This is a genomic window from Candidatus Eisenbacteria bacterium (assembly GCA_016930695.1).
Lineage (GTDB): Bacteria > Orphanbacterota > Orphanbacteria > Orphanbacterales > Orphanbacteraceae > JAFGGD01.
In genome coordinates, this window is record JAFGGD010000046.1 from 1 (window position 1) to 11425 (window position 11425).

Below are 11425 nucleotides of genomic sequence, written 5' to 3' on the forward strand. Positions count from 1 at the left end.
CGCCAGGTTCCCCCGGGCGATCTGCTCCGCGACCTCCGCCTTCCCCTTCTGCGCCGTAATCATCTTGCGGAAAGCCTCGGCGAGGTTCCCCGTCTCGTCCTTGGAGCGGACGTTGATCTCCTGATTCACGTCCCCCTCGGCAAGAGCGTTCGCCGTTCCGACCATGGAGACGAGCGGATTGGTGATCCGCACCGCCACCATCCAGGTCACGAAGGCGCAGAGGGCCAGAAACGCGGCGGCCCCGAGGGCGCCCCAAAGCATGAGGCGGTCGAGGGCGCTGCCCACGTTCGCCTTGGCGTCCTTGAAGTCGTCCTCGTAGGCGCCGGCGCCGATCACCCAATCCCAGGGTTCGAAGTAGGTAACGGCCGAGATCTTCTTCCGCGCTTCCGTCTCGCCGGCCGCCTTGTTCAGCCACCAGTAATCCTGGTAATCCACCGAACCGTTGCTGGTGACGAGCGCCTTGTCGATCATCTGCTGAATGAAGGGGGTGTCGTTGGCGTCTTTCGCGCCGTAGATGTTCTCGCCGTCCCGCTTCCCCTCGAACGAGATGATGTAATCGCCCCTCACGCTCCCCTTGCCGCCGAGCACGAACACGTAGCCGGACTTCCCGACGACGATGTCCATGATCCCCCGGCGAAGGCTGGTGACGTTCTCCTGGGGGATACCGGCGTAGAGCATGCCGATTACGCGGCCGCCGGCGTCGAGGATCGGCTCGTAGACCGTGATGTACCAGGCGTTCACCACATAGGCGCGGCCCCGGAAGGTCTCGCCCCGCATCACCGAGGAAACCACCGGGTTCGGCGTGCCGTCCGGATTTTGCGCGGGAATGTAGGTGCCGATGGCGCGCGTACCGTCCGTTTTCAGCACGTTCGTCGCGACGCGGAGCATGTCGCCCCGCTCGTTCATCCGCTGAAAGACGGTGGCCGTACCACCGGTCAGTCCGACCGCCGCGTCGATCGCGGGCACGGAAGTCTCGGCGTCATAGACCTGTCCAAGCCACTTCCCTCCCACGTTCATCGCCGGCAGGGAGACCGTTTCCGCCACTTGCGTGTACTGGTTCACCGCGTTCCAGGTCACCGTGCGCCCCGCGACCGAAACGCCTCCCGCGCCGTCGATCTTGTCGCGAACCACGTTCAGCGTGCCGGCGAGCTGCTGCGCCAGCTGATCGTTGGAAACCTGGCACATGTGGTACACGTCGGTGGCGATTTTCGACACTTCGTTCTTCGCCAGAATGGTGAGTTCTCTATCCACGTCGCGAGCGACATAGGTTTTTTGGATGGCGATGATCGACACGATACTGGCCGCGGTCAGAAAGACTCCCGCCACGCTGAGTGTGATCATCTTCGTGCGAATCGAACGAAAACGAAACATCGACTCCCTCCTGCGCATTACAACCAATACTTTAGACGGCAACGGCCTGCGGCGCCGTCCCGATGCCACACCCCCTACACCCATCATCGACGGTCCCGGGGAGTACCTTTACCGTTATGCGTTCGCGGCGGCCGAGTGAACCGGGCGGGAAAAGGCGTCTTTTCACCGACAACGGCGGGATTGGGGAGAGAAGGGGAAAGATCGATTCGTTTGTCCCACGGGGGGATGGGTTCAGCCGACCGGGATGGGACGGGGGGCGGCGAATCCGTGGGTGAGGCGGTCCGCCAAACGGGCCAGATCCTCCGAAACCCTGTTCTCCGTGTCGATCTTCCAGAAGGGGATGTACGAGAGGTCCTCTCCCCGGACGGCGGGCATCACCGCCGTGCGGCCGTCGCGGACGGCGTCGGCGATCCCCCGCGCCATCCGCCGGGCCAGGACCATGTCCAGGTTGTTGGGAATCGCCCCGCGGAGATCGCGCGAGAAAGGCTCGCTGACGATTTTCTTGTTCGATGTGATCCCCGTGGATTCGAGCTGGTGGGCGAACCAGGCGGCGGCGTGCAGCCCCAAGCGGCGGCGCTCCGGATCGTCGGCGCCGTAGCCCTCCGCCACGGCGACCACGGCGTAGTCCTTCCTGTTCAGCGCCTCCATCACCGCGCGCGGGTTGAGGTCCGCTCCGGGGAGAACCGCGAGGTGCGCGCGCGCGCCCAGACTGGAGTACAGGGCGTGAAAACCGCCTCGGGCGCCCATCATCTCGATCAGATAGATCCTCTTGTGGGTGCGCGCGTCCGCCATATAGCGGCGCAGCTTGTCGGCGCCGACTTCGACACCCGTATGCTGGCCGATGCATTCGGTGCCCGCCACGTCGCTGTCCACGGTAACGGGCACGAAGGCATTCTGCGTCGTTTCCGCCAGCCGTCCCGCCAGATCACGGGTTCCCTTGAGCGTGCCGTTGCCGCCGATGGTCACCAAGACACGCACGTTGCGGGCCGCAAGCACGCGCGCCGCGGCGAACTGCTTCTCCGGCTCCCGGAAGTCGTCGTAGCGCTCGCTCCGGAACTGCCCTCCCGCCGCTTCCGTGAGAAAGGCGGCGTTGACCACGCCGGGAATGCTCTCGATCCGACGGTACTCCTCCTGGTCGTAGACCAGGCGAACGAAATCCTCGTCTTCGCCGCGCACGAGCGAGCGGAACCCCTCGCGGGCGCAGTACACCCGGCGCCCGTGGGTTTCGAGTTCCTCGGTGAGGAAAGCCGTAACCGGGTTGTAGCCGGGGGCGCACCCCCCCTCCTGCACCAGAAGCACGTCGATCTCCCGGTACATACGCCGCCGGGCCATCTCGTGTCCCCGGCTGCGGACCAAGGTCCTCTCCCCCGCCCGGATTCGGGCGAGCAGATCCTCCTGCGGCACGGGAGAGACGGCGAAACCGTCGGCGCCCTGGGTGAACCAGAAAGCCTCCGCGTCCGGACCCGCCCCCTCCTCCTCCAGGGCGATGAACCAGGCGGCGGCGGTGGCGGGGGTCGATTTCAAGCGGGAGCAGAGTTCCACCCCGTCCACGCCGTTCGCGCGGACGGAGCAAATCACCATGTCCGGAACGGCGTCGCCGATCGAGGCGAGCGCCTCCCGCGTGGAACCGGCGGACTGCACGCGGTAGCCCTGTTTCTTCAGGAAGGGATAGACGCGGAACTGCGCGTCCAGATCGGAATCGATCACCAGAATGCGAAGCGGCGCCGCCGGGCCGCTCGAATCGATTGCGCCGGAAATCGGACTCACGATTTCCTCTCCTTCCTATCGTTCCTTCACGCCGCCGGGCGCCGCCGGCAGGCGGATCGTGAAGCAGGCGCCGCGGCCCCGCCCGGATTCCAGAGTGATCGAGCCGCCGTGGTCCTCCACGATTTTTCGCGTCACCGCGAGGCCGAGGCCCGTCCCCTTGCTTCCCTTGGTCGTGTAGAGGGCGTCGAAAATCCTCTCCCTCTCCTCCTCGGGAATGCCCGGGCCGTCGTCACGGACCACCACCTCCACGCCCCCTCCTCCGGCCGGCCGGCCGGTGCGGATTTCCACGCGCCCGCCGGCTTCGACAGCCTCGACGGCGTTTGTGGTCAGGTTGGAGAGACAGCGGAAAATGCCCGTTTGGTCCGCGCGGGCCGGAGGAGCCCCTTCGTCGATCGCCGTCTCGAGAACGACCCCCTTGGATTCCGCCAGCGGTTGCATGGTCGCCGCGATCTCCCGGACCAGGGCGTTCATGTCGACGGCGGCCAGCCGGAGCCGCCCCCCCTTGGAATAATCGAGCATGTCCAGCACCAAACCGGAGATCCGGTCGATGGCGCTCCCGATCAAGGGAACGGCGCGGCGTACGCTCTCCAGGTCGCCGCCGTCGGTACCCATCCGTACGAGGCTGTAGCCGCTGCGCACCGCCTGGAGCATGTTCTTGATGTCGTGGGAGAGGCCGGCCATCACCTGGCCGATCGTCGCCATCCGCTCCTTCCGGACCGCTTCCCTGTGGAGCATCGCGTTCTCCACGGCGATGGCGGCGATGTGACCGATCTCCTCGGCGGCGCGCAGGTTGTGCGAGCCGGGCCACGTGTCGACCGGGTTCGCCGCCTGCAGCACGCCCATGACCCGCCCGCCGGAAAGGAGGGGCATCACCAGAAGCGTCTTCAGGTTCAACATCTCCAACCCTTCCGGGGGATCCTCCGGCTCCGGGTCCTCCAGGATGAGGGGGACCCCCGCCTCGGCGACCCGCTCCGCCGCCGAACGCCCCTCCAGGCGGACCGCTCGGGTCAGTTCCTCCGGAAGACCGATGATGTATTTGGTCGTGAAACCTCGACCGTCCCAGAGCATGACCGAACCGACCTCGCTCCCGAGCAGCTTGAGAATCTGCTCCAGGGAACGGGCGAGAACGTAGTCCATGTCGAAACTGCCGACCAGGGTGTGGACCTCGCCGATGATCTCCCGGTCCAGGCGGCTCTGGCGCGATTCCCGATCCGCGTCGGACCAGAGCTGCAGCTTGATCATCGCCGCCGCGAGCTGATCGCTTAGCACATCGAGGTCTTCCCTCTCCGTCTCCTCGGGGGCGGCGACGCGAAGATCGCCGATCACATCGTCTCGGAAATGAAGGGGGACGACGATCCAGTCGTCCAAGTGTCGGCCGGTGGTCGTGGCGCCCAACCGCGCCACCGAACCGAGCCCCTCGGCATACGTGCGAGACGCCTCGCCCGACGCGCCGGAAAGCTCGATCCGCCAGGGAACGCCCCCGGCGAGCGATTCCAGCGCGCGGCCGAAAGCGAAAGCCAGTTCCTCCCTGTCGAGGGCTTCGTGCATCCCCGCCAGGGATTCGATCCACCGGTTCGCAGTCGTCGTCGCCATAATCCGCCTATCCGAGGAAGGAGAAGAGATCGCCCGCGCCGGCGCTCTGCTCGGAGTAATCATTGAGCAGATCCCCGAATCCCGATTCGGAGATCCCCAAGAGGCCCAGCGCCCGACGCTCCCGCTCCGGATTTTCATCGGCGGCGCCGAGTCCCATACCGAGCCGCCGCGCCCCCGCGTCGGCGAGGGTCACCAGCTGGACTTCCCTCTCGAAATCCTCCGGTTCCCCCTCGCAACTGTGGTGGCAGCGCACGCACCGGGTGGTCACCGGCGCGAGCTTCCACTTCGCGGCGATCATTTCTCCCACTCCGGCGTGGGTGACGCCGGCCACCCGTTTCTCCCACTGGCGCTCCGTCTCGCCGCCGCCCGAGCGGAGCGACGCCTCGCCCCGCCCGATCACGTCGGTGAGAATGCCGGAGAGCACGATCTTGCCGATGTCGTGAAGAAGCCCGCCGACGTAAACCGCCTCCTGAACCTCTTCCTCGTCGCCGGAGACCCGGGCGAGACGGCGGGCCAGCTCGGCGGTGCCGTAGGAGTGCAACCAGAGACCACCCGCGCCCATGCCGTAGGCGTCCATGCCGCCGGAGAGGAACTTGAGCGTCGCCGCCGCCATGGCGAGGCTTTTCACGGTCTGCTGGCCGAGCATCACCACCGATTGCCGGATCGACGCCACCGAGGAACGGGGGGAGTAGAAGGCGGAGTTCGCCAGCTTGAGCAGCCGGGCGGCGATGACGGGATCCTTTTCGATGCACGTCTCGAGATCCCCCGCGGCCGAGTCGTCGCTTTGGGTCAGGCCGATCAGTTCGGTGAGAACGGTGGGGAACGGCGGCAACCGGTCGATCCGCGAATCGATCTCCGTCGAAATCCGCCGGAGGCGGACCTCGCTCGGCTGATGGATCGGCGGCGAGCCGCTCTCACCGAACCCGGCGGCCGCTTCCGCCCCCTTCCGCACCCAGAGGACCTTTTGCGTCATTCCTATTCCTCCGTCGCGGACGGCTTACACGCCGCCGCAAGCCGGCTCGCACTCCAATATGATTTCCACGCGGCGATTGATCTCTCTGTGTTCATCGTCGTTCGGCGCGACGGGCGACGAATCGGCCATCCCCATCGCGGCAAGCTTCGATCCGGCGATTCCCCGCGTCTCGAGGTAGCGAACCACCTCGACGGCGCGCGCCACCGAGAGATCCCAATTGGACGGGTAGAGAACGGTGTGGATCGGCAAATCGCAGGTGTGGCCGACGACGGTCGTGTTCCCCGACCATTCCCGGAGAAAGAGGACCACTTCGTCCAGCACCGGCGACGCCCCGGGCTTCAGCATCGCTCTCCCCAGATCGAAAAGGACCAGGCTCCCCAAGGTGAGCCGAAAACCGTCATCGGTGATGTCCACGCGGAAGAGCCCCGCCAGATCGTCGCCGAGTATCTCGTCGATCTGTTCTTTCAGCTCCACGGCTTCCCTCACCTTGGCCTGTGCCTTAAGGGGGAGCACGCCCGGTCCTCCCTCGTCCGCGATCGACTCCCCCGCGCCGCTCGTCAGCATGGAGAAGGCGCCGTGAACCGAACCGATCGCCTTTCGGAAGCGCGGTCCCTCCATCTGCGCGAGGGAGACCATGATCACCATGAAGCAGAGCAGGAGGAGCATGAGCGCGATGAAGGTGATCTCCTGCGACTCGTCCGCCGGCTCCAGTTTCTCGCTCTTCTTCGCGGCCATCGTCTCCCCGTTCCCGGATCAATCCTCGTATTCGAGGCGGATATCGACGCGGCGGTTTCTCCGCCGGGCTTCTTCGTTCACGTTCGGAAAGCGGGGGTGGTACTCCCCGCACGCCTTCGCGGCGATGGCGCCTCCGGCGACCCCTTCGCCGACGAGAAAGCGGACCACCTCCGCCGCCCGCGCCCCCGAAAGGTCCCAGTTCGAACCGTAGCGGCCGGTTCGGACCGGGAGATCGTCGGTGTGCCCCTCCACCGTCACCCGCCAGGGCCGCTCGCGGATGATTTGCGCGATCGAACGGAGCACCGGCGCCGCCTTCGGATCCAGTTCGGCGCCGCCGGAGCGGAAGAGAACCGGTTCCTCCATCCGGAAGAGGATCCCCTTTTCCAGGAGAGAGATTCCCAGATTCTCCCCGTACTCGGTCGATCCGGCCAGCCCGAGGAGTTGCTCCATTCCCTGGACCGACTCGGGATTGTCGAGCTCGAGACGGGTGATGATCATCGAAAGAAGGGGGACCGCTTCGGTCCCCGCGTTCAACATGCCGCCGCTCCCGCGCTCGATGAGACCGACCCGGGACTCGCCGGGCGTGAGACCGAGCATCCGTTCGATCGCCCCCTGGGCGGTTTCCCAGTCGCCGGGCTGATACGTGGAGGAGGCGTAGATCAGCACATAGAACGTGAGTAACAGCGTCGCCAGATCGCCGAAGGTGGCCAACCAGGACGCCGGCTCCTCCTGCCCCGGACCCTTCTTCCTCGCCATGACTAGGAGCTTCCGATCAGCTTCAGATCGTTACGGATCGCCGGCGGGAGGAAAGTCTTCAGCTTCCGCTCGACCAACCGAGGATTATCCCCCGCCTGAATCGCCTTGATCCCCTCGAGGATCAGTTCCTTGACGAGAACCTCGTTTTCCGAGATCGCATCGAGTTTGCCGGCGATCGGGTTGCAAATCATGTTGGCCACGAGGGTGCCGTAGAAGGTGGTGATCAGCGCGACCGCCATGCCCGGACCGATACTGGAGGGATCGTTCACGTTCCGCAGCATCTGGATCAGGCCGATGAGCGTGCCCATCATGCCGAAGGCGGGGGCGTACTTCGCCATCTGCTTGAACATGCCGCTCCCCCGGCTGTGCCGGTCCGCGAGCAGCGTGAGTTCCATCGTCATGAGCGCGTCGATCCGCTCCAGGTCCATTCCGTCGATGGCCAGTTCCATCCCCGCCCGAAGGAAGGCGTCGTCCGCCACCTTCAGGTCCTTCTCCAGCGCGAGGAGACCGTCCCGCCTCGCTTTCTCGGCGAAACCGACCAGTGTGCGGATCGTATCCTCCGGAGAGGCGGTCTTGTTCAGGAAGGCGTTCTTCACGACCTTCATGACGCCGAGGAAATCCGAGAGCGGGTAGTTGATCAGCGTCGCCGCGGCGGTTCCGCCGATCACGATCATCATGGATGGAACGTTGATGAAAGTGGCGATGCCGCCGCCCATCAAAATAGACAGGAGAAGCAGACCGAAACCGGAGGCGATCCCGATGACGGAAGCGAGATCCATGAACCGAACCCTTTTACGGAGATCGCGGGGACGCTAGTCGCGTTCCGCGCAAGCGCTCCGCCGCTGCGTGTATGCCTCCACCAACCGGGCCACCTCGGAAACCGATTCGCGGACCACGATCTTCTTGCCCGTCGTGAGGGTGACCACCGTGTCCGGCGTCGCCTCCAGGCTTTCGATCAGGTCCGCGTTGAGGACGATCTCGTCCCCCTTGAGATGCGTGAGCGTGATCATGGGATGTTATTCGCCCCCCTGCCCGACCACACACAGCCCGGCCGGAAACCGCGTCTCGTCCGCGGGACCGCGTTAGATCCCGAAGGCCTCCATGAGTTCGTCGGCCAACGCCAGGCAGGTCTCCTGCCTGTCGTAGAAGCCGGACTCCAGGCGCCGGACGATCTGCTCCATCCGGTTCCCGTCGCTCGAGCTCCGCACCGCCTCCGCCCCGTCGCCGGAGCCGGTCCGGCCGGCCTGGAGATCCCGCGCCTCTTTCGAGATCTGGACGGTGTCCCGGCCGCCCTTGCGCGAAGAGGCCTTGTCGGCCTTCTTCTTCGCATCCTCGGCTCTACCGTTCTCCCGGGTGGGATCGAGGAAAGGCGCTCCCTGTTCGACTCTCATAGCCATATTCATACCCGTTGTTCGGCGGGCCGCCGTGATTAGTAAAGCCCGCTGGTGATCGAGTTCAAGATCGACAACATGTTCTGTTGATCGGCTATCGCCTGCTGGAGCTTGCTGTACTGCTCGATCAGGCCCTCTTCTTCCATGTCCATCAGGACCCGATAACGATCGATTCGGTCATCCAGGTTCTCGACCTTCGTGTTGATCGCCTCTTTGCTCGAGTAGATAATCCCCGACGCCGAGGAATACTGCTCGAGCAGGCTTTCCAGGCGGACGCCGATACCGTCCTCGGAGTTAAAGAGCGCCGCCACTTCGTCCAGATTCCCCTCCAACGCCTCCTCGAAATCCTCCGTGTCGGAGATGGAGAGGAACCCGTCCGAACCGGCCGTGATTCCGATCTGGGAAAGCGCCGAGTAGACACCCCCCTCGAGCGAACCGACGGAACCGGACATGGCCGAGCGCAGGTTCTGCCAGAGATTGACGTAAGGGTAATCTCCGGCGAGAACGCCGCGGGTGTAGGTCGTCGTGTCGATGGAGATCTTGCTCTTCAAAAAAGAGTACGCTTCGTTATAAGCGCTGATGAACTCCTGCACCGTGGCCTTGACCGCTTCCGTGTCGGTCGCGATCGTCATGGTCACGTCGCCGTCCTCGGCGTCCTGTGCCCCGAGAAGCTCGATGGTCACGCCGGCGAGCACGTCCTCGACGGTGTTGCTGGAGTGAGTGATGTTGATGCCGTCGAGGACGAACAACGCATCCAGCTCTTCGTCGGCGTAGATGAACCCCCCCGTCGTGTCGGTCGCTTCCACCGCCGGGTTGATTCCCAGCGCCGCCAGAAGCCCGTCCGTGTCGGTGAAGGTCATCTTGTATTCCGCGCCGGTTTCGGCGCTCGCGATGGTGAGCTTCGCCGTGCTCGGCGTGTCCGCCATCTTGGAGGCGCCCACCGGATCGTCGGTAATCGTGTTGATCGCGTTCGCGACCGCCGTCAGCACTTCCTCGTTCGTGGATCCCGCCTCGATGTCCACGCTCACCGCGTGGTTCTCGCCGTCGACGGAGATGGCGAAAGTCTGCGTGCCCGCCCAAGTCGTGCTCAGGCTCGTTCCTTCCTTGTCGAAACGGTCGGACACCACCGTGTGCGCGTGGGCCAGCTGATCCACGTGAATCGAATGCGCCAGCGACATGGCGCCCGCGCCGGCGCTCACCCTGAGCACGCCTTCCGAACTCAGCGTCGTCGTCTTCGCCCCGAACGCGGAGAGAGATCCGGTCCCCGCCATGTCTTCGGCCAGACCGCGCAGCGTGGAGAGCTTGGTCCGCAGGTCGTTGTAAACGGCGAGCTTGACCTGCAGCGAATCTCTCTGTCCCGTCAGAGTCGAAAGCCGGCTGTTGGAGTCGGCCATATAGACTTCGAGGAACTGCTGGAGTTCCGCCGTCCGAATCGTGGAGACCGAAGAAGTGCTCATCCCCTTAGATCTCCTTGGGGATCATGGGAACCGAGGGCCCCTGCTCCGAGGCGACGCCCTCCATCGCCTTCACCCAGGCTTCCCGGAGTTCGCAGAGGATCCCTTCCGCCTCTTCGTAGCGTTCCGCTCGAATGATGTCGAGCAGGTACTCGTAGATCCGGAAAAGAGGGCCCGACACGTCCAGGTAGTCCAGGTCCAACGCCCCCATGAGCTGGACCACGCCGTCCTTCGCGCGCATCATTTCCCGGCGGCGGCAGCAACCGAGGACGTGGTCGTAGCAGATCAGGACCAGTTCCGCCGGCGACGCCCCTTCGATTTTGTTGACGGTGTACGTGGCCAGAGCCTCATCGGCCATCGTCGGGCAATCGGCAGCCATCGATCCCTCCATTCCCGGCAAACGGTTCTCTTGTTCTTACTTATCGGTAGGAAGCCCGGGGGGCATTAGCCCCCCGGGCGCGGTCTCGGAACGGGTTAACCGCCGAGAACGAGCTGCAGCACCGACTGCGGCGCCATGTTCGCCTGAGAGAGCATGGCGGTCGCCGACTGCTGCAAGAGCGAGTATTTGATCAGGTTCACCTGCTCTTCCGCCAAATCGGCGTTGTAGATCCGGTTGTGCGAAGAGAGCTGGTTGTTGATGGAGACCGACAGGTTGGCTTCCTTGATGCCGACGCGCATCTGAGTGGAGCCCAGCGTCTGGAGACTGGAGTTCAGCGTGTCGATCGCGGTGTTGACGTTGTGGAGCGACGTCGAAGACGCGGAGGCACTGCTCACGTCCAGATCGGTGTCGGAAACCGTGAGGCCGGAAGCCTGATGGTCCTGGGTGATGCCGAAGGTCATCACGTCCACGGACTGCTCGCCCACCTGGAAGGACTTACCGGTGAAGGTACCGTCCAGCAGCGTGTTACCGCCCCAGGTGGTGGTGGAGACGATGTTGTTGATCTCCGCCGCGAGGTCGTCGAGCTGGGACTCGACGGCGTTCCGCTCCTCGGTGCCCATGGTGTCGTTGGCGGCCTGGAGGATCTTCTCCTTCATGGTGAGGAGAATCTCGCTGATGCTCTGCACGCCCGCTTCGGCGGTGGAGATCAGGTTCTGCACGTCGCCCACGTTGTTCTTGGCGACTTCCAGGCCACGGGCCCGCGACTCGAGCCGTTTGGCGAAAACGAGACCCGCCGGGTCGTCGCCGGCGGTATTGATCCGCTTACCGGTGGCGAGCCGCAGCTGGTGCACCGTCAGCTTGCTGTTGGTATCCCGCAAAGCCTTGAGAGCGTTCAAGGCGGCGATATTGGTGTTGATCCGTGACAGGTCAGCACCCGGCATAATCTTGCTCCTTTCCCGAAGTTCATCTAGCGATTCGGCATCCCTGCCACCCGTCCCGATCGGTC

General features: G+C 64.7%; 12 protein-coding genes. All 12 read right to left on the bottom strand.

The annotated features are described in order from the left end of the window. On the bottom strand, positions 1–1371 hold a 1371-nt coding region (locus JW958_11195; GenBank protein MBN1826820.1), incomplete at its 3' end, for a Cache 3/Cache 2 fusion domain-containing protein. 231 nt (positions 1372–1602) lie between these two features. Continuing rightward, entirely contained in the window at positions 1603–3138 is a 1536-nt protein-coding gene (locus JW958_11200; GenBank protein MBN1826821.1) for a 6-phosphofructokinase, read from the bottom strand. 15 nt (positions 3139–3153) lie between these two features. Next, positions 3154–4731, bottom strand: a complete 1578-nt coding sequence (locus tag JW958_11205; GenBank protein ID MBN1826822.1) for a GAF domain-containing protein — start codon at positions 4729–4731, stop codon at positions 3154–3156. Positions 4732–4738: 7 nt separating this feature from the next. Then, positions 4739–5704, bottom strand: a complete 966-nt coding sequence (locus tag JW958_11210; protein MBN1826823.1) for an HDOD domain-containing protein — start codon at positions 5702–5704, stop codon at positions 4739–4741. A gap of 24 nt (positions 5705–5728) precedes the next feature. Next, a complete protein-coding gene (locus tag JW958_11215; protein ID MBN1826824.1) occupies positions 5729–6439 on the bottom strand; it encodes a flagellar motor protein MotB in 711 nt (236 codons plus the stop codon). An 18-nt stretch (positions 6440–6457) separates the two neighbouring features. After that, complete coding sequence (locus JW958_11220) at positions 6458–7195, bottom strand: flagellar motor protein MotB (GenBank protein MBN1826825.1); 738 nt, start codon at positions 7193–7195, stop codon at positions 6458–6460. A 2-nt stretch (positions 7196–7197) separates the two neighbouring features. Next, on the bottom strand, positions 7198–7974 hold the full coding sequence (locus JW958_11225) for a MotA/TolQ/ExbB proton channel family protein (GenBank protein ID MBN1826826.1): 777 nt from the start codon (positions 7972–7974) through the stop codon (positions 7198–7200). Between the two features lie 33 nt (positions 7975–8007). Then, positions 8008–8205, bottom strand: coding sequence for a flagellar FlbD family protein (locus JW958_11230; GenBank protein MBN1826827.1), 198 nt, complete (start codon positions 8203–8205; stop codon positions 8008–8010). Between the two features lie 72 nt (positions 8206–8277). After that, entirely contained in the window at positions 8278–8586 is a 309-nt protein-coding gene (locus JW958_11235; protein MBN1826828.1) for a hypothetical protein, read from the bottom strand. A gap of 38 nt (positions 8587–8624) precedes the next feature. Then, positions 8625–10043 carry a flagellar filament capping protein FliD gene (gene fliD / locus JW958_11240; protein ID MBN1826829.1) on the bottom strand — a complete coding sequence of 473 codons (1419 nt, stop codon included), beginning with the start codon at positions 10041–10043 and terminating at the stop codon, positions 8625–8627. A gap of 4 nt (positions 10044–10047) precedes the next feature. Continuing rightward, positions 10048–10419: a flagellar protein FliS gene (locus JW958_11245; protein MBN1826830.1), complete on the bottom strand. Its 372-nt coding sequence runs from the start codon at positions 10417–10419 to the stop codon at positions 10048–10050. 95 nt (positions 10420–10514) lie between these two features. Beyond that, positions 10515–11360, bottom strand: a complete 846-nt coding sequence (locus tag JW958_11250) for a flagellin (protein MBN1826831.1) — start codon at positions 11358–11360, stop codon at positions 10515–10517. Positions 11361–11425 lie beyond the last annotated feature (65 nt).

Coding starts and splice junctions, on each gene's coding strand:
- JW958_11205 (MBN1826822.1), bottom strand. CDS start 4,731: ATGGCGACGACGACTGCGAACCGGTGGATCGAATCCCTGGCGGGGATG.
- JW958_11210 (MBN1826823.1), bottom strand. CDS start 5,704: ATGACGCAAAAGGTCCTCTGGGTGCGGAAGGGGGCGGAAGCGGCCGCC.
- JW958_11215 (MBN1826824.1), bottom strand. CDS start 6,439: ATGGCCGCGAAGAAGAGCGAGAAACTGGAGCCGGCGGACGAGTCGCAG.
- JW958_11220 (MBN1826825.1), bottom strand. CDS start 7,195: ATGGCGAGGAAGAAGGGTCCGGGGCAGGAGGAGCCGGCGTCCTGGTTG.
- JW958_11225 (MBN1826826.1), bottom strand. CDS start 7,974: ATGGATCTCGCTTCCGTCATCGGGATCGCCTCCGGTTTCGGTCTGCTT.
- JW958_11230 (MBN1826827.1), bottom strand. CDS start 8,205: ATGATCACGCTCACGCATCTCAAGGGGGACGAGATCGTCCTCAACGCG.
- JW958_11235 (MBN1826828.1), bottom strand. CDS start 8,586: ATGAGAGTCGAACAGGGAGCGCCTTTCCTCGATCCCACCCGGGAGAAC.
- fliD (MBN1826829.1), bottom strand. CDS start 10,043: ATGAGCACTTCTTCGGTCTCCACGATTCGGACGGCGGAACTCCAGCAG.
- JW958_11245 (MBN1826830.1), bottom strand. CDS start 10,419: ATGGCTGCCGATTGCCCGACGATGGCCGATGAGGCTCTGGCCACGTAC.
- JW958_11250 (MBN1826831.1), bottom strand. CDS start 11,360: ATGCCGGGTGCTGACCTGTCACGGATCAACACCAATATCGCCGCCTTG.